Origin of the sequence: Mycobacterium sp. 050128 (assembly GCF_036409155.1) — a bacterium.
GTDB lineage: Bacteria > Actinomycetota > Actinomycetes > Mycobacteriales > Mycobacteriaceae > Mycobacterium.
The window spans coordinates 1,059,203-1,076,275 of the sequence record NZ_JAZGLW010000001.1 but is presented as its reverse complement, the minus strand read 5'-3'; the positions used below and the strand labels follow the sequence as shown (position 1 = coordinate 1,076,275).

The window sequence follows — 17,073 nt, the reverse complement described above, 5'->3', positions numbered from 1 at the left end:
GGACAGGCGTCATTCGCGCCGAACGTGCTCTCACGGCGCAAAATTGACCAAATTCTCGCCGTCAGTGCACGTTCGGCGAAAGGAGTAACGCGTCTAGCGGCGGAACAGCTTGTTACCCAGCCAGACGACCGGGTCGTACTTGCGGTCGGCGACCCGCTCTTTCATCGGGATCAGCGCATTGTCGGTGATCTTGATGTGTTCGGGGCAGACCTCGGTGCAGCACTTGGTGATGTTGCAGTAGCCCAGGCCGAATTCCTCCTGGGCCATGTCGCGCCGGTCCAGCGTGTCCAGCGGGTGCATCTCGAGCTCGGCGGCCCGCATCAGGAAGCGAGGGCCGGCAAACGCCTTCTTGTTCTCCTCGTGGTCGCGGACCACGTGGCAGACGTTGTTACACAGGAAGCACTCGATGCACTTACGGAACTCCTGCGAGCGCTGCACGTCGGCCTGCGCCATCCGGTACTCGCCGGGCTGCAGGTCCTTGGGTGGCGTGAAAGACGGGATCTGGCGGGCCTTTTCGTAGTTGAACGAGACGTCGGTGACCAGATCGCGAATCACCGGGAAGGTCCGCAGCGGCGTCACCGTCACGACCTCGTCCTCGGCGAACGACGACATCCGGGTCATGCACATCAGCTTCGGCATGCCGTTGATCTCGGCCGAGCAGGATCCGCACTTACCCGCCTTGCAGTTCCACCGCACCGCGAGGTCGGGGGTCTGCGTCTGCTGCAGGCGATGGATGATGTCGAGCACCACCTCGCCCTCGTTGACCTCGACCGTGAAGTCCTGCAGTGCGCCGCCGGCGTCGTCGCCGCGCCACACCCGCATCGTCGCGTCGTAGCCCATTAGCCTCTCCGTCCTGGGTGCTCGGCCAGCTCTTCATCGGTGAAGTACTTCTCCAGCTCGGAGATCTCGAAGAGCTCCAAGAGGTCGGGCCGCATCGGGACCTGGTCTTCGCGCGTGACGGTGACGTCGGGAATCGCGTCGCCGTCACCGCCGGCCGCGCGGCACACCAGCAACACCTTGCGCCACGACGAGTCCATGCCCGGGTGGTCGTCGCGGGTGTGTCCGCCACGGCTCTCGGTGCGCAGCAGAGCTGCCTTGGCGACGCATTCGCTGACCAGCAGCATGTTGCGCAGGTCGATGGCCAGGTTCCAGCCGGGGTTGTACTGGCGGTGGCCCTCGACGTGGATGTTCTTGAACCGCTCGCGCAGCGCGGTGAGCCGTTCCAGCGCCTCGGAGATCTCCTCCGATTTGCGGATGATGCCGACCAGGTCGTTCATCGACTGCTGCAGTTCCAGCTGCAGCGTGTACGGGTTCTCGGCGGCTGAACCGTTGGTCGGTGCCTCGAACGGAGCCAGCGCCCGCTTGGCCGCCGCCTCGATCGCGTCCTCGCCGACGGTCGGGCGACTGGACAGAGCGCGCGCGTAGTCTGCAGCGCCCAGCCCCGCGCGACGGCCGAAGACCAGCAGGTCCGACAGCGAGTTACCACCCAGCCGGTTGGATCCGTGCATGCCGCCGGAGCATTCGCCGGCGGCGAACAGGCCGGCGACGGTGGCCGCGCCTGTGTCGGGGTCGACCTCGACACCGCCCATCACGTAGTGGCAGGTGGGCCCGACTTCCATTGGCTCCTTGGTGATGTCGACGCCGGCCAGCTCCATGAACTGATGGTGCATCGACGGCAGCCGCCGCTTGATCTCGTCGGGCGTCAACCGGGAAGCGATGTCCAGATAGACGCCGCCGTGTGGGGTGCCGCGACCGGCCTTGACCTCTGAGTTGATCGCGCGGGCGACCTCATCGCGGGGCAGCAGGTCCGGGGTGCGGCGGGCCGAATCGTTGTCCTTGAGCCATTGGTCGGCTTCTTGCTCGGTCTCGGCGTACTGGCCCTTGAACACCGGGGGGATGTAGTCGAACATGAAGCGCTTGTTGTCGGAGTTCTTTAGCACGCCGCCGTCGCCGCGCACACCCTCGGTGACCAGGATCCCCTTCACACTCGGCGGCCAGACCATGCCCGTCGGGTGGAACTGGATGAACTCCATGTTGATCAGCGTCGCGCCGGCCCGCAGCGCCAGCGCGTGGCCGTCGCCGGTGTACTCCCAGGAGTTCGACGTGACCTTGAAGGACTTGCCGATTCCACCGGTGGCCAGCACCACGGCGGGTGCGTCGAAGACGACGAATTTACCGCTCTGGCGCCAGTAGCCGAATGCTCCGGCGATCGCGTCACCGTCTTTGAGCAGCTCGGTGATCGCGCACTCGGCGAAGACCCTGATCCGTGCCTCGTAGTCGCCGAGCTCGGCGAAGTCTTCCTGCTGCAGCGAGACGATCTTCTGCTGCATGGTGCGGATCAACTCCAGGCCGGTCCGGTCACCCACGTGCGCCAGCCGCGGGTAGGTGTGCCCGCCGAAGTTGCGCTGGCTGATCTTGCCGTCCTTGAGACGGTCGAACAGCGCGCCGTAGGTCTCCAGCTCCCAGACCCGGTCCGGGGCCTCCTTGGCGTGCAGTTCGGCCATCCGCCAGTTGTTCAGGAACTTGCCACCGCGCATCGTGTCGCCGAAGTGGGTCTGCCAGTTGTCCTTGGGGTTGGTGTTGCCCATGGACGCCGCGCAGCCGCCCTCGGCCATCACCGTGTGGGCCTTGCCGAACAGGGATTTGGTCACCACCGCTACCTTGAGGCCGCGTTCGCGCGCTTCGATGACCGCCCGCAAACCCGCGCCGCCGGCACCGATGACGACCACGTCGTAGGCGTGCCGTTCGACCTCAACCATAGAAACCCTCCGCTATTCGTGAATTGGCTTGTCAGCCAACGAATCTCAAGTCTGAGATGGTGCCACTGGCCACCAACGCGATGTAAAAGTCGGTCAGCATCAGGGTGCCCAGGGTGATCCAGGCGTACAGCTTGTGCCGGGTGTTGAGCACGCTGACCTGGGTCCAGATCCAGTACCGCACAGGGTGTTTGGAGAAGTGCTTGAGCCGGCCGCCGGTCACGTGCCGGCACGAGTGGCAGGACAGCGTGTACACCCAGAGCATGATGACGTTGCCGAGCAGGATCAGGTTGCCCAGTCCGAAGCCGAAACCCCCCGGGCCGGAGTCGGAGTGGAACGCGACGATCGCGTCGTAGCTGTTGATCACCGAGATGATGCCGGCGATGTAGAAGAAGTACCGGTGGGTGTTCTGGATGATCAGCGGGAGCCGGGTCTCGCCGGTGTAGTGGGCGCGGGGCTCGGCCACCGCGCAGGCGGTGGGCGACTGCCACACCGTGCGGTAGTAGGCGCCGCGGTAGTAGTAACAGGTCAGCCGGAACAGCAGCAGGAATGGCAGCGTCATCGCCGCATACGGCAACCACCACACATCCGGCAGGATCCGCGGCCAGAATTCGCTGGCCTCTTTCAAACACCCTTGGCTGACGCACGGTGAATAGAACGGCGTCAGGTAGTGGTACTGCGCAACAAAGTAATTGTCCTGCAGGAACGCTCGGACCGTCGCATAGATGACGAACGCGGCGAACCCGAGGTCGATGCGCAACGGCGACATCCACCACCGGTCGGTACGTAGCGTGCGCTGCTGAATTTGGGCGCGCGTCGCTGAAAAGATGCCGGACGCAGGACGGTTCGCCGTTGGTGCGCTCATGCAAATGTTCCTCTTCGAACAGGGCTGTTGGTCGAAGGGTACAAGACCATTGCCTCCGATTTAACGGGGGCTTGGAATATCAGCAGCGATTGTGACCCCCGACACCCTCGTCGTCGACATCGCGCCAGAAATCGGTGTCGTACTGGGTGTCGGGAATGATGATCTTCTCGCCGGAATGCTGAACAGTGGCTCGTGCCAAGTCCAATTCCGAAACATCCGTGTCGAGTAATTCGACATCGCCCATGATCCGGTCGGCGTCGATCACGATGCGACGCATCGCCGGACTGTCGCCGTAGCGCGACCTCAAGGAGCTCACGCACCGCCGCAAACCGCCGATGAGATCGTGCAGTTCGGCGAGTTCAGTCGTGGTGGACAAGAGATCTCCTAGTGCGGTGGGTGTCAAGGATCACAGTATGACTTTCGATACTATCCACCCCGCAGGACTGACGTCGGACAGACGACTCGCCCAGATTGCGGAGCAAACGCCATGACTGGTCAGACCACCGCCGCGCAGCGCGCGGCCACACTGCTGGAATTGCATCAACCGGGCAACCCGGTAGTGCTGCCGACCGTTTGGGATGCCTGGTCGGCCCGCCTTGCCGCGGGTGCCGGATTTGCCGCCTTGACCGTAGGCAGCCATCCGCTGGCCGATTCCATTGGCAAATCCGATGGCGAGGGCATGTCGTTTGACGATGTGCTCACCCGGGTCGCCCAGATCACCGCGGCGGTCGACGTCCCGGTGTCGGTGGACATCGAGTCCGGCTACGGCCAGCCGGCCGAGCGCCTGATCGACGGCTTGCTGAGCGTCGGCGCCGTCGGGCTCAACATCGAGGACACCGTGCATTCGGAGAACAAGCGACTGCGGTCCGCGCGTGAGCACGCCGAATTGGTGGGCGCGCTGCGCTCGGCTGCCGATGCGGCCCGGGTGCGGGTCGTGATCAACGCCCGTACCGATCTCTTTCTGCGCAACGACGGCGACGACTCGGACCGCGTCGAGCGGGCCGTCGCACGACTGATCGAGGCGGCCGACGCCGGCGCCGACGTGCTTTACCCGGTGGGTCGCCATGACCCGGAGACGTTGCGGCGCTTGGCAACTGAGCTGCCGCTGCCGATCAACGCGATCGCGCTGCCCGACCAGGGTGATCAGGCGTCATTCGGGTCGCTGGGTGTCGCCCGGATCAGCTTCGGGCCGTTCCTGCAGGCCGCGCTGGCCGACCGCGCCAAGGAACTGCTGGCGCGCTGGGGCTGATCGGCTAGATCGGCTAGATCGGCTCGAGCATCCGGCGCGGCCGGCGCAGCGCCTCGCTGACCGCATCGTCGCGACTCGGATCGTGCGGCCGGCGCGGCGGATGCCCGATGAGCTCGGCGACGTCGGGAACCCGATCGCAGCGCTCGCAGCGGCGATCGGGCCCGATTGCGCCGCCGCAGTCTGCGTGTCGATAGCTCCGGGTCGGCTTGTCCAGCAAGTTCTCGCTTCCCCACGCGATCATCGACCAGAGCAGTGGCCACAGCTGCTTGCCCTTGGCGGTGAGCGCGTATTCGGCAGCGTTCTTGGTCAGCACGCCTTCGGCGACCAGGAAGTTAAGCCGTTCGGACAGCACAGCTTTGGGAATGCCCAGGTGGTTGTGAAAGTCACTGAAGCGCCGCACGCCGTAGAAGGCGTCGCGCACGATCAGCAACGTCCAGCGTTCGCCGACGATCTCCAGGGACCGGGCGATCGGGCAATTCTCGTCCGGGTATTCACGGGGAAGGGCCACGTTGTCAATACTACCCCTTGCTGGTTCATTCACTGAACCGTATAGTCGAAGTGTTAAGTTCGTTCACCGAACCATTGACGAGTCTTGGGGAATGTCATGACAAGTAGCGTTAAGACAGCCGAATTCAACGTCGTGTCGCACACCATGAACCGCATCGACATCACTACGGGCGTGGATTTCGACGATTTCGTCGCGGCTTTCGAGAAGGCCGCACCGCCGGTCGACCGGGCAGCGGTGCGCGAGATCGTCGATCGCGGCGGCGGCTGGGACGACGTCCTTGCGGCCGCGGCGCGTAACGCGCCGCACGACCTGATGGTCTACGCGAAGATCGACGCGCTGCCGTTCTTCAGCCTTGCCGGCCACACCACCAAGGCGGTGGAGTATCTGCTCGGCAACCACACGATCGCCGAGACCATGTACCGCCACGACCCGAAAGCATTGCTGTACGCGCCATTACGGCTGCTGATCTACGCGGACGTCGACGGCAATGCGGTGTTTTCGATGGACCAGCCTGGTCCCGCATTCGGCAGTCTCGGCGTCGCCGAGGTGGCGAAGGTGGGCGAGAGCCTGGATCGCAAGGTGGCAAACCTGTTGCGGGTCATCGGAATCGACGCCGATCAGGCGTTCAGCCGCTAGGACGCGAACGTCGGGTTGTCGGGCGCCTTGAAGGCGATTTCTCCCAACAACCCGACGCTCAACGGTTACTTGGCGATCTCGATGCGCTGCGCCTGGGTTCCGGCGTACGCGCCGCTGACCCGCACGGTTAACACGCCGGCGTCGTAGGAGGCCTTGATGGCCTCGCCGGTGACGTGCGCGGGCAGCTGGAACGAGCGACGGAACGATCCATAGCGGATCTCCCGCAAGGTACGGCCGTCGGTGTCCTCTGCGTGCTCGTCGCGGTGTTCGCCGTGAATTACCAGGCGCCCCTTGTCGACCTCGACGTTGACGTCCTTCTCGACGTCAACACCGGGCAGTTCCAGGCGCACGACCGCGTCGTCGCCGTCCTTGACGATCTCGGCCGCAGGGTTGAAACCGCTGTTCACCGGCTTATACCAGTCCGCCGTCGCGGCCGGGCCGAAGAAGTCGCGCAACCATCGGTCGGTGTCCCAGGCCGGGCGCGACCACACTGCGAGATTACTCATTTCGTCTCCTCGTTGCTTCCTTGAGTTTCATTGTGAGTTTGCTGTGACCGGCGCCTTGCCGGCCGGCTATATAGCCAAACTTGAGTTGACTACGCTGAAGTTCCACCTGCACGTTCGCCTCGAGCGAACACACATCACACAGGAAGTTGTGAGGTGTGAGAGCCACGTCATACGAGCGATACATTCGGGGATTTTTCCTTAATTTCTGACCCCTAACCTCATGGCATGACCCCAGCCCCAGACTCGCGTGCGCAGCGTGCTGCCCGTCACTTGGTTGTGGTCGGGCACGGCATGGTGGGCCACCGTCTGGTCGAGGCGCTGCGCGCCCGTGACACCGACGGGGCTTGGCGCATCACCGTTTTGGCCGAAGAGGCCGACGCCGCCTACGACCGCGTTGGCTTGACCTCGTACACCGAAGGCTGGGACCGCGCCCTGCTGGCGTTGCCCGGCAACGACTACCCCGGCGACGAGCGGGTACGGCTGCTGCTGAACGCACGGGTCACCGAAATCGACCGCGCGACAAAGTCAGTGGTGACCGCGGATGGCGAACGGTACGACTACGACGCCCTGGTCCTGGCCACGGGTTCCTACGCCTTCGTCCCCCCGGTGCCCGGACACGACCTGCCCGCCTGCCACGTCTACCGCACCCTGGACGACCTCGACGCGATCCGGGCTGGAGCCGAGCGCGCCCGTGATGAGGGTCACGACGCCGCCGGCGTGGTGATCGGCGGCGGCCTGCTCGGACTCGAAGCCGCCAATGCGTTGCGCCAGTTCGGGTTGGAAACACACGTCGTTGAAATGATGCCGCGACTGATGGCCCAGCAGATCGACGAGGCCGGTGGCGGGCTGCTGGCCCGGATGATCACCGAGCTCGGCATCTCGGTGCACGTCGGCACGGGCACCGAATCGATTGAATCCGTTGAACGTGCGGACGGTTCGGTGGCGACGCGGGTGCGGCTGACCGACGGCGACGTGATCGAGGCCGGCCCGGTGATTTTCGCGGCCGGCGTGCGGCCGCGTGACGAGCTGGCCGCGGCAGCGGGGCTGACGCTGGCCGAGCGTGGCGGCGTGCTCACTGACTTGTCTTGTCGGACAAGCGATCCCGACATCTATGCGATCGGCGAGGTCGCCGCGATCGACGGGCGGTGCTACGGCCTGGTCGGACCGGGCTACACCTCCGCGGAGGTCGTGGTGGACCGGCTGCTGGGCGGCGCCGCGGAGTTCCCGGAAGCCGATCTGTCCACCAAGCTCAAACTGCTGGGCGTCGACGTCGCCAGCTTCGGTGACGCGATGGGCACAACCGAGAACTGCCTCGAGGTCGCCATCAACGACGCGGTGAACCGGACCTACGCCAAGCTGGTGCTCTCCGACGACGCCAAGACCCTGCTCGGCGGGGTGCTGGTGGGTGACGCGTCCAGCTACGGGGTGCTGCGGCCGATGGTCGGCAGCGAGCTGCCGGGTGACCCGCTCGCGCTGATCGCACCGGCAGGATCCGGCGGCGGCTCATCGGCTTTGGGTGTCGGCGCGCTTCCGGATTCGGCGCAGATCTGCTCCTGCAACAACGTCAGCAAGGCCGACCTGAAGTGCGCGATCGCCGACGGTTGCAGCGACGTCGGATCGCTGAAGTCGTGCACGGCGGCCGGCACGTCGTGTGGCTCGTGCGTGCCGCTGCTCAAGCAACTGCTCGAAGCCGAGGGCGTGGCTCAGTCCAAGGCGCTGTGCGAGCACTTCAGCCAGTCGCGTGCGGAGCTTTTCGAAATCATCTCGGCCACCGAGATCCGGACCTTCTCCGGTCTGCTGGAGAAGTTCGGTCGCGGAAAGGGTTGCGACATCTGCAAACCCGTGGTCGCGTCGATTCTGGCCTCGACCGGCTCGGACCACATCCTCGAGGGCGAGCAGGCCTCGCTGCAGGATTCCAACGACCACTTCCTGGCCAACATTCAGAAGAACGGCAGCTACTCGGTGGTGCCACGGGTTCCCGGCGGTGACATCAAGCCCGAGCACCTGATCCTGATCGGCCAGATCGCCCAGGACTTCGGGCTTTACACGAAGATCACCGGCGGTCAGCGGATCGACCTGTTCGGCGCCCGGGTAGACCAACTGCCGCAGATCTGGAAGCGGCTGGTCGACGGCGGCATGGAATCCGGCCACGCCTACGGCAAGTCGCTACGCACCGTTAAAAGCTGTGTGGGCACCGACTGGTGCCGCTACGGCCAGCAGGACTCGGTGCAACTGGCCATCGACTTGGAGCTGCGCTACCGCGGCCTGCGGGCACCGCACAAGATCAAGATGGGTGTCTCGGGCTGTGCGCGGGAATGCGCCGAGGCGCGCGGCAAGGACGTCGGCGTCATCGCCACCGAAAAGGGTTGGAACCTCTACGTCGGCGGCAACGGTGGTATGACTCCCAAACACGCCCAGTTGCTGGCCAGTGACCTCGACACCGAAACGCTGGTCCGTTACGTCGACCGGTTCCTCATGTACTACATCCGCACCGCCGACCGGTTGCAGCGCACCGCGCCGTGGGTCGAATCGCTGGACGGCGGTCTCGACCACCTGCGTGAGGTGGTGTGTGAGGACTCCCTCGGGCTGGCCGAGGAATTCGAGGCCGCGATGGAGCGGCACGTGGACAACTACAAGTGCGAATGGAAGGGCGTGCTCGAAGATCCGGACAAGCTCTCGCGGTTTGTCTCCTTCGTCAACGCGCCGGACGAAATCGATTCGACTGTCACATTCACTGAGCATGCCGGACGCAAAATCCCTGTGTCCATTGGCATGCCGCGAGTCCGTTCATAGTTCAGGAGACAAGCGTGACAATTGTCAACGACATTGCGGTGTGGACCACCGCCTGCAGCTACGACCACCTCATTCCCGGTCGTGGCGTCGGCGTGCTACTCGACGACGGTTCTCAGGCGGCGCTGTTCCGTCTGGACGACGGCTCGGTGCATGCGGTCGGCAACATCGACCCGTTCTCCGGCGCGGCCGTGATCTCGCGCGGCATCGTCGGTGACCGTGGCGGTCGTGCCGCCGTCCAATCACCCATTCTCAAGCAGGCTTTCGCGCTCGAAGACGGACTGTGCCTGGACGACCCGCGGGTGTCCGTGCCGGTGTACCAGGTGCGCATCACCGACGAGGGAGAAATCCAGATCGCGCGATCGGCTGCCTAACCGATATCGCCGACCAGGTAGCGCTGCATCGTCGGGCCGATGGCGTCGACGAGCGCCTCGACCGACATCGAGTGCAGTGGCTCGCTACGCACCCCGTAGCGCATGATGCCGAGGCCGACCAGCTGCGAGGCGCATAGCGACGCCCGCACGGCGGCCTTGTCGGCGCCCAGCATTTTGAGCACCGGGCCGAAAACCGGCCCGATGAACATGCTTTGCACAACCTCGGCCGTCTTGGCCATGCCCGTGGAGGCGACGGCGCTGGCCGCGAACGGGCCACCGCCGGCGGCGTCCCAGGTGGTGATCAGCAGGTAGAGCGTTCGGCGGCCGACTTGGTTGACCCCTCCGGTGATGATCCGGTCGACGAATTCCGGTGTGCCGAACGGCAACCGCAGCATCTTGGCGACCGGGTCGAGGAGCCCACGCGATGGCTCTTCGCGACTGGGCATGGTGCCAGGATCACCCGCGGGTGATCAAAGATCAAGCATCGCGTGCGTCGGCGTGCCCGGCCGGTAACGACGTACCGGATGCCGGGTGGCCACCGGCACCGCCCGGCGGAACCGGTTGGCGATCAAGCGTGCCAGCCGCGGATGAGTGCCCAGCGGCTCGCTGACCAGATCGGCGCCGCAGTTACGCAACCTTTCCTGGAAGAGCCCGTCGGCGAGCAGATAGGAGGCGATCGTGACGCGGCGCGCCCCGTCGGCCCGTGCCCTCTCGACAGCCTCGGTGATCTGCGGATCGCCGACGGCGGCGAATCCCAGGGTGACTCGTGATCCGGTCAGCGCCGACAACAGCGTCGCGGTGGTGTGCAGGTCCGCACAGGCGATGGGATCCGATGTTCCCGCTGCCCCGAGGATCACCGAATCACCGGGGCGCCAACCAGATTTCATCAACTGGTCGGCGACGATCCGGGCGATATCGCCGCCCGGGCCCAGCGCCGGGGTGACGATGACATTGGGATGTCCGCTGGCCGCAACATGGGCGGGCACATCGGCGCGGACGTGGTAGCCGCGGGACAAGAACGCGGGCACCACGACGGCTCGGTGGCCGCCGACCGTGCGAAGTACCTCGCTGGGAGTGGGTCCCAACACGTCGACGAAGGCGACCCGAACCGTGCGGCCGAGCTGCCTGCTCACCTGTGCCGCCAGATCGCCGATCATCGCGACACCGCCCGGTCGGCGCGTGCCGTGCGCGGCAAGTATCAGACTCATGGCGTTCCCACCGGTTCATCGATCGCCAGCCGGTAGCCGCGCTTGACGACGGTTGCGACAATGTTCTTGTCGCCCAATGCTGTTCGCAGTCGCAGCACGGCCGTATCGACGGCGTGCGGGTCGCTGCTGTTGCCGGGCAGTACCCGTAACAGATCATTGCGGGCCACGACGTCGCCGGGACGGTGCGCCAGCGCGCGCAGTACCGCCATCCCGGATCCGGACAGCGATTGCACCGAACCGTCGACCAGTACGCAGTTTCCGCGGATCTCGATCGCGTGACCCGCGGCCTTCACATTGCACGACCCGAGCTGTGGCAGTTGTTGGGCGATATGGCGGGCCAGCGCTCCCAGTCGCATCCGTTCGGGCGCCGTCGTCGGAATACCCTTGCGGTGCAACGGCTGTGCTGTCACCGGGCCGACGCACATGGCGTGCACATCGGTGCGCATCGCCTCGATCACCTGGTCCTCGATATTCAAGTCGCGGCTGCGCTCCAGGACCGCCGCCGCGGCTGGCGCGGAGGTGAAGCTGACCGCATCGAACTGGCGCCGTGCGATTCCGGTGACCAGCTGGTCGAAGTTGCCGCCCATCGCGGTGGACTTCCACCGATACACCCGGATCGGCACCACCTCGGCACCCGCGGCGCGCAATCCTCCGACGAATTCCGGGAACGGGTCCCAGGCGTCGGCGGCGCCGTGGAGTTGCACCGCGATCCGCGCGCCGGACACCCCCGATTCAAGCAGGTACTTGAGAAGTTCTTGGGAAGATTCGGATTTCGGCGACCACTCTTCGTGCAGACCGGCCGCGCGCAGCGCCCCCGTCGCCTTTGGCCCGCGCGCCAGCACTCGCGCCTTGGACAGCGACGCGAGGAGCTGATTGGACAACCCCCAACCCTCGGCCGCGGCCAACCAGCCGCGAAACCCGATGCCGGTGTGGGCTACCAGAATGTCGGGAGGATTGGCGATCACGGCTTCGGTAATGCTCTGCAGTTCTTCATCTTCGGGTAACGCGATCATGTTGATCGCGGCAGCACTGGAGACCTCGGCGCCCTGACGGCCGAGCAACGCGCACAGCTCCTCGGAGCGGCGCGCAGAGGTGACCGCTATCCGGTAACCGGTGAGCGGCGGGGACTCGGGCTGGTCCATACGACCTGTGTATGCCTGTGACATTTCCGCGCCGTTACCTGACGATTGCTGACGCATTGCCCACGTTGCGGTGATCATCACACCCGGGCGGGCTCTGTTGTGAGCACCGAAATCGGCGCATCCTGCACAGATACCGGGCGGCGCACGTACATCATCCAGGTCAGGATCGCCGCCGCGATGTAAGAAGTCAGAAACACCCAATACGCCGCGGTCTCGGTGCCGCTGCGCAGGTATGACTCGCGCAGCGCCAAGTTGATTCCGACGCCGCCCAGCGCGCCGACCGCCGAACAGATGCCGATCAGCGATCCGGATTTGGCGCGCGACCACTGCCGGCGCTGCGCCTCGCTGACATCCAGCGAGCGACTGCGGGCCTCGAAGACCGACGGGATCAGTTTGAACACCGATCCGTTGCCCATCCCCGACAGCACGAACAGAACGATGAACCCGACGACGTAGCCGACCACCGCGGAAAACGACGTCCCGCCGCTGTGGTCCTCGACCGTGCTGATGCCCACCAGCACGGCGGCGCCGGCAATCATGGCCACCAGGACGCCCAGGGTGACGCGACTACCGCCGCGGCGGTCTGCCAGCCGGCCGCCGTAGATTCGCGCCAGCGAGCCCAATAGCGGCCCGACAAAGGCGATCTGAGCCGCGTGCAGCGATGCGTGGGCGGGGCTTTCGCCATGGGCCCCGAAGTTGACCTGCAGAACCTGGCCGAAGGCGAAGGAAAACCCGATCCAGGAGCCGAAGGTGCAGATGTAGAGCAGCGAGATCACCCAGGTGTCGCGGTCGAACAGGATCGAGCGCATGTGGTTGACCTCGACGCCGTGATCGAGGTTGTCCATGAACAGCGCCGCAGTGATACCGACCGCGGTGAGCAACACCAGATAAACCGCGCACACCCAGTACGGCGCCTGGTGCCCGGCGGTGGCCAGCGCCAGCAGGCCGACCAATTGAATCACCGCGACACCGAGATTGCCGACGCCGGCGTTGAGCGCCAGGGCCGTGCCCTTGAGCCGCTGCGGATAGAAGGCGTTGACGTTGGTCAGCGATGCCGCGTAGTTGCCGCCGCCCAGGCCGGTCAGTGCCGCGCACAGCACATACGGCCACAGCGGCAGCCCGGGATTGGCCAGCAAGACAATGGTGCCGACGGTCGGGATCAGCAACACGAACGCGGAGAACACCGTCCAGTTGCGGCCGCCGAACTTCGCGATGCCCAGCGTGTAGGGGATGCGCGCGCAGCCGCCGACCAGCGTGGCCACGGCACCGAGGAGCAACTTGTCGGCGGCGTCGAAGCCGTAGACCGACATCGGCATGAATAGCACCATCACCGACCAGAGAGTCCAGATCGAGAAGGCCACCTGGTCACCCGCCATCGTGCACAGCAGATTGCGGCGCGCGATCCTGTCGTTGCCACCCTCCCAGGCCTCGGTGTCTTCCGGATCCCAGTCCGTGATGCGATGGTTGCGGCCCATGCGATCTGCACCTTTCGTGGACGAGCGGTCGAAATCGTCTGGGCGTCAACCAGTTCAACCCATAACTGGGAAGAGTCGTGGTGAGTCTGGCCCTCAATGCCCTTGTGGGCGCCTCGAATTAAGAGGCATGCCCTGCCGTAGTTCCGATGCTCACATTCGGAACCGAACTGCGTCAACTCATTCGGACTAATATCGCCTGTAAGTTGAATCCTAGTTATCTGGTAGATCGCTGAAGGGGCCATGAAGGTCGATGGTCGTCGCAGCTCAGGCCGGCTGTTACGGCAATAGTGATTCACAAAGCTTGTCAATACTCGACCGTGGCCGGGCGCCTGTGGAATTCGGTGTGAGGTGTAATACATTTCGTGCTCAACGTGTTCGCTACCGAATCGGGATGGCGCGTATACCGCGCGCGCCTATACGGTCGCCAGCCGGGCCCCCGATGCGGCCTGCGCAGCCTCCGGTGCCACCACCTCGAGCGGACGGCGGACGTATACCGCCCAGGTCAGTATCGAGGCGGCGACGTAACACAACGTGAACGCCCAGAACGCCGACGTCGCGGTGCCGCTGTGCAGATACGACTGCCGCAGTGCCAGGTTGACGCCGACCCCGCCCAGCGCGCCGATCGCACCGGCGAGGCCGATCAGTGCTCCGGACATGGAACGTGACCACTGCCGGCGCTCGTTCTCGCCCATCTGCATCGAGTGACTACGTGCCTCGAAGATCGACGGAATCATCTTGTACACCGACCCATTACCAATGCCGGACAGGATGAACAGTGCGACGAAGCCGATCACGAAACCGACCATCGTCGAAGCGGAAGTCCGGCCTGCGCCATGGCTACCGAAAGTGCTTGCGCTGACCAATATTCCACCGGCCAGGATCATCGAACAGAAGACGGCGAGCGTGACTCTGCCGCCGCCGATGCGGTCGGCCAGCTTGCCGCCGTACACCCGCGACACCGAGCCCAAAAGTGGTCCCAGAAAAGCGATTTGGGCGGCATGTAGGGAGGCCTGCGCGGTGTTCTCACCGCTGGCGACGAAGTTCATCTGCAACACCTGGCCGAACGCGAACGAGAAACCGATGAACGAGCCGAAGGTGCCGATATACAGCAGCGCGATCACCCAGCTGTGCGGCTCGGACAGTACCGCCCGCATGGTGGACGTATCGATGCGGTAATGCTGCAGGTTGTCCATGTACAGCGCGGCGCCGATACCGGCGATCGCCAGCAGCACAAGGTAAATGGCGCACACCCAATACGGCTGCCGGTTTCCGGCGGCCGCGATCACCAGCAGGCCGACCAGCTGAACCACCGGCACTCCAAGGTTGCCGCCACCGGCGTTGACCGCCAACGCCCAGCCCTTCAGGCGCTGTGGGTAGAACGCGTTGATATTGGTCATCGACGACGCGAAGTTGCCGCCGCCGAGCCCGGCCAGCGCGGCGCACACCAGATATGGCCACAGCGGCAGGCCGGGGTGAGCCAGCAGCACCATCGTGCCGACCGTCGGGATCAACAGCACCAGCGCGGAGAACACCGTCCAGTTGCGCCCGCCGAACTTCGCGGTGGCGAACGTGTACGGGAAGCGCAGGCACGCCCCGACCAGGGTGGCCGTGGCGCCGAGCAGGAATTTGTCCCCGGCGGAAAAGCCGTACACCGACGCCGGCATGAACAGCACCATCACCGACCAGATCGACCACACCGAGAAGCCGATGTGCTCGGCGGCCACGGACCAGATCAGATTGCGGCGGGCGATCTTGTCGTTGCCGCCCTCCCAGGCCACGGTGTCTTCGGGGTCCCAGTTCGAAAGCACATGTGACCGGCCCGGCGAAAGTTTCATGGCGACAACGCTAGAAATCCATTGTTGCCCGAGCGCTGCCCGCAATGACCCGGGCGTGAATTTCCGCTCACCCTTCGCCATGCGGCCGTGTGAGGGCGGTCAATCGGTGTGGCGTGCGCCACGATTGCGGCGCCTGGCCCGACGACAACTCACAGTGTAGCTAACCGCCGTGTGATGAATCACGCTGGGGTGAGGGAGATTTCGCGTAAACCGTCGGCCTGCGCTACCAAACGTCGCCGCCGCGCCAATCGCACATCAGTTCCGCGGAGGTGTCCAGGGTGACCGTGACCGGGAAGACGAACACGGTTCCGTCGTCGTCGGGTGTGCGCGTCGGACCGCACGGCGCGAGCACCGACGTCGGTCCGGTCCACGGCACCCAGCCGCGGGCCGCATACAGGCCGCGGGCCCGGACCGATGAACTCAGTGCGCCCAACTGGTACGCGCCGCGCAGCACCTGTTCGACTCCGTCCAGCAGCGCGTGCACCAGCCCCTGCCCGCGGTGGTCTTCCCGTACCGCGACCCCTTCGATGTAGCCGCAGCGCAGCGCGTCGCCGCGGTAGATCAACCGCCGCTGGATCACCGCGGCGTGCGCGATGATCGCGCCGTGCTGCCAGATCAGGGCGTGCATGCCGCCCAGGGTGTGCTCCCAGTCGTCGTCGTTGAAATCACCCGCGAAGGCGTCGGCGACCATGTGATGAACGCGCTGCCGGGTGTCGCTGTCGAGATCGGCAGTGTGAACCAGGCGTGCGGTGTGTACCTGGGTGAGCACACTCCCTGTCTACAACGTTGTCGCCGGGCGCGCATCTGGACTACGCCCGATGTCTAATGCGACGGGGCGCCCACCGGCAATCGGGGCCGCGCCCAGTGCAGTCGCACGTGCTGGCCCGCCCGCACCTGGGCGACCTTGTCGATGTCCTCGTCGATCACCACGCCGATCACCGGGTAACCGCCGGTGATCGGATGATCAGGCCCCAGAATCACCGGTAATCCGTTGGGCGGCACCTGGATCGCGCCGCGGGTGGCACCCTCGCTGGGTAGCTGTCGGTCGGGAAAGCGGTATTGCAGAGGACGGCCGCCGACCAGCCGCATCCCCACCCGGTCGCTGCGATCCGACGACACCCAGTCGCTGTGGACAAGCACATCGGGATCGACGAACCAGTCGTCGCGTGGTCCGGGTACCGCCAGCAGCTCCACGGTGTCGGCGTTGATGGCCGCAACAGGGGCCTGGTCGAGTTCGGGGTACTCGTCGGTGTGCGCGCCGACGGGCAGCCGGTCGCCGGGGGACAATGGCGACGGGCCGATCGCCGACATCACGTCGTAGCTGCGCGAGCCCAGCACCGGCTGCACCGAAATGCCGCCACGCACCGCCAGATACGTCCGCAGGCCGGCTCGCGGGGTGCCCAGCGAAATCACTTGGCCGTCGCGGACGTGGTGAATGCTGTTGGTACCGAACTTGATTCCGTTGACCGACGGGTCGGCGTCGGCGCCGGTCACCGCGATGTCGACGTCGCCGCCGTGCACCCGGGCGGCGAATCCGCCGAAGGTGACTTCGACGGTGGCGCGATCGTCGGGGTTGGCGACCAGCCGATTGGCGAGTCTGTGCGAGCGGCGGTCGGCGGCGCCGGACCGGCCGACGCCGAGGTGGGCCTGCCCGATCCGGCCGAGGTCTTGCAGGACGGCCAGTGGTCCGGTGCGCAGGATTTCCAGCTTGATATCGGACTTTGTCACG

17 protein-coding genes are annotated in these 17,073 nt (G+C 65.4%); 4 read left to right on the top strand and 13 right to left on the bottom strand.

Annotated elements, in window-relative coordinates:
• Positions 1-93: 93 nt before the first annotated feature.
• From SKC41_RS05240 to SKC41_RS05225, 4 genes are all read right to left on the bottom strand, one after another.
• Positions 94-840 (bottom strand): succinate dehydrogenase/fumarate reductase iron-sulfur subunit, encoded by a 747-nt coding sequence (locus SKC41_RS05240; protein WP_330976653.1) that lies wholly within the window; start codon positions 838-840, stop codon positions 94-96.
• Entirely contained in the window at positions 840-2,759 is a 1,920-nt protein-coding gene (locus tag SKC41_RS05235; RefSeq protein WP_330976652.1) for a fumarate reductase/succinate dehydrogenase flavoprotein subunit, read from the bottom strand. Before SKC41_RS05235 ends, SKC41_RS05240 begins: the two co-directional genes overlap by 1 nt.
• Positions 2,760-2,790: 31 nt before the next feature.
• Entirely contained in the window at positions 2,791-3,621 is an 831-nt protein-coding gene (locus SKC41_RS05230) for a hypothetical protein (RefSeq protein WP_330976651.1), read from the bottom strand.
• A gap of 79 nt (positions 3,622-3,700) precedes the next feature.
• Complete coding sequence (locus SKC41_RS05225) at positions 3,701-3,997, bottom strand: hypothetical protein (protein WP_330976650.1); 297 nt, start codon at positions 3,995-3,997, stop codon at positions 3,701-3,703.
• A 111-nt stretch (positions 3,998-4,108) separates the two neighbouring features.
• Here SKC41_RS05225 and SKC41_RS05220 point away from each other — a divergent pair, with 111 nt between their 5' ends.
• Positions 4,109-4,870: an isocitrate lyase/PEP mutase family protein gene (locus tag SKC41_RS05220; RefSeq protein WP_330976649.1), complete on the top strand. Its 762-nt coding sequence runs from the start codon at positions 4,109-4,111 to the stop codon at positions 4,868-4,870.
• Between the two features lie 13 nt (positions 4,871-4,883).
• On the opposite strand, the gene SKC41_RS05215 is transcribed toward SKC41_RS05220, so the two are convergent.
• Positions 4,884-5,378 carry a winged helix-turn-helix transcriptional regulator gene (locus SKC41_RS05215; RefSeq protein ID WP_330976648.1) on the bottom strand — a complete coding sequence of 165 codons (495 nt, stop codon included), beginning with the start codon at positions 5,376-5,378 and terminating at the stop codon, positions 4,884-4,886.
• Between the two features lie 96 nt (positions 5,379-5,474).
• Here SKC41_RS05215 and SKC41_RS05210 point away from each other — a divergent pair, with 96 nt between their 5' ends.
• On the top strand, positions 5,475-6,014 hold the full coding sequence (locus SKC41_RS05210) for a DUF302 domain-containing protein (RefSeq protein ID WP_330976647.1): 540 nt from the start codon (positions 5,475-5,477) through the stop codon (positions 6,012-6,014).
• Between the two features lie 65 nt (positions 6,015-6,079).
• On the opposite strand, the gene SKC41_RS05205 is transcribed toward SKC41_RS05210, so the two are convergent.
• Positions 6,080-6,520: an Hsp20/alpha crystallin family protein gene (locus SKC41_RS05205; RefSeq protein ID WP_330976646.1), complete on the bottom strand. Its 441-nt coding sequence runs from the start codon at positions 6,518-6,520 to the stop codon at positions 6,080-6,082.
• Between the two features lie 225 nt (positions 6,521-6,745).
• Here SKC41_RS05205 and nirB point away from each other — a divergent pair, with 225 nt between their 5' ends.
• Together nirB and nirD are read left to right on the top strand one after the other, a co-directional pair.
• The gene (nirB, locus tag SKC41_RS05200; protein WP_330976645.1) at positions 6,746-9,313 is read left to right on the top strand and encodes a nitrite reductase large subunit NirB; all 2,568 of its coding nucleotides are present in this window, start codon (positions 6,746-6,748) and stop codon (positions 9,311-9,313) included.
• A gap of 14 nt (positions 9,314-9,327) precedes the next feature.
• Positions 9,328-9,684, top strand: a complete 357-nt coding sequence (gene nirD, locus SKC41_RS05195; RefSeq protein ID WP_330976644.1) for a nitrite reductase small subunit NirD — start codon at positions 9,328-9,330, stop codon at positions 9,682-9,684.
• On the opposite strand, the gene SKC41_RS05190 is transcribed toward nirD, so the two are convergent.
• The 7 genes from SKC41_RS05190 to SKC41_RS05160 all read right to left on the bottom strand — a co-directional run bounded on the left by SKC41_RS05190 (position 9,681) and on the right by SKC41_RS05160 (position 17,057).
• Positions 9,681-10,130, bottom strand: coding sequence for a TetR/AcrR family transcriptional regulator (locus SKC41_RS05190; protein ID WP_330976643.1), 450 nt, complete (start codon positions 10,128-10,130; stop codon positions 9,681-9,683). The two genes, nirD and SKC41_RS05190, sit on opposite strands and share 4 nt — an antisense overlap.
• A gap of 24 nt (positions 10,131-10,154) precedes the next feature.
• Complete coding sequence (locus tag SKC41_RS05185; RefSeq protein WP_330976642.1) at positions 10,155-10,892, bottom strand: sirohydrochlorin chelatase; 738 nt, start codon at positions 10,890-10,892, stop codon at positions 10,155-10,157.
• The gene (locus SKC41_RS05180; protein WP_330976641.1) at positions 10,889-12,034 is read right to left on the bottom strand and encodes a uroporphyrinogen-III synthase; all 1,146 of its coding nucleotides are present in this window, start codon (positions 12,032-12,034) and stop codon (positions 10,889-10,891) included. Before SKC41_RS05180 ends, SKC41_RS05185 begins: the two co-directional genes overlap by 4 nt.
• 77 nt (positions 12,035-12,111) lie before the next feature.
• A complete protein-coding gene (locus tag SKC41_RS05175) occupies positions 12,112-13,509 on the bottom strand; it encodes a nitrate/nitrite transporter (RefSeq protein ID WP_330976640.1) in 1,398 nt (465 codons plus the stop codon).
• A 413-nt stretch (positions 13,510-13,922) separates the two neighbouring features.
• Positions 13,923-15,344, bottom strand: coding sequence for a nitrate/nitrite transporter (locus tag SKC41_RS05170; protein WP_330976639.1), 1,422 nt, complete (start codon positions 15,342-15,344; stop codon positions 13,923-13,925).
• A 223-nt stretch (positions 15,345-15,567) separates the two neighbouring features.
• Positions 15,568-16,113, bottom strand: a complete 546-nt coding sequence (locus tag SKC41_RS05165) for a GNAT family N-acetyltransferase (RefSeq protein WP_330976638.1) — start codon at positions 16,111-16,113, stop codon at positions 15,568-15,570.
• 53 nt (positions 16,114-16,166) lie between these two features.
• On the bottom strand, positions 16,167-17,057 hold the full coding sequence (locus tag SKC41_RS05160; protein ID WP_330978753.1) for a 5-oxoprolinase/urea amidolyase family protein: 891 nt from the start codon (positions 17,055-17,057) through the stop codon (positions 16,167-16,169).
• Positions 17,058-17,073: the final 16 nt, after the last annotated feature.

Bases quoted from the DNA above. Each gene is read 5' to 3' on its own strand.
- SKC41_RS05240 (WP_330976653.1), bottom strand. From the start codon at position 840: ATGGGCTACGACGCGACGATGCGGGTGTGGCGCGGCGACGACGCCGGC.
- SKC41_RS05235 (WP_330976652.1), bottom strand. From the start codon at position 2,759: ATGGTTGAGGTCGAACGGCACGCCTACGACGTGGTCGTCATCGGTGCC.
- SKC41_RS05230 (WP_330976651.1), bottom strand. From the start codon at position 3,621: ATGAGCGCACCAACGGCGAACCGTCCTGCGTCCGGCATCTTTTCAGCG.
- SKC41_RS05220 (WP_330976649.1), top strand. From the start codon at position 4,109: ATGACTGGTCAGACCACCGCCGCGCAGCGCGCGGCCACACTGCTGGAA.
- SKC41_RS05210 (WP_330976647.1), top strand. From the start codon at position 5,475: ATGACAAGTAGCGTTAAGACAGCCGAATTCAACGTCGTGTCGCACACC.
- SKC41_RS05205 (WP_330976646.1), bottom strand. From the start codon at position 6,520: ATGAGTAATCTCGCAGTGTGGTCGCGCCCGGCCTGGGACACCGACCGA.
- nirB (WP_330976645.1), top strand. From the start codon at position 6,746: ATGACCCCAGCCCCAGACTCGCGTGCGCAGCGTGCTGCCCGTCACTTG.
- SKC41_RS05190 (WP_330976643.1), bottom strand. From the start codon at position 10,130: ATGCCCAGTCGCGAAGAGCCATCGCGTGGGCTCCTCGACCCGGTCGCC.
- SKC41_RS05185 (WP_330976642.1), bottom strand. From the start codon at position 10,892: ATGAGTCTGATACTTGCCGCGCACGGCACGCGCCGACCGGGCGGTGTC.
- SKC41_RS05180 (WP_330976641.1), bottom strand. From the start codon at position 12,034: ATGGACCAGCCCGAGTCCCCGCCGCTCACCGGTTACCGGATAGCGGTC.
- SKC41_RS05175 (WP_330976640.1), bottom strand. From the start codon at position 13,509: ATGGGCCGCAACCATCGCATCACGGACTGGGATCCGGAAGACACCGAG.
- SKC41_RS05170 (WP_330976639.1), bottom strand. From the start codon at position 15,344: ATGAAACTTTCGCCGGGCCGGTCACATGTGCTTTCGAACTGGGACCCC.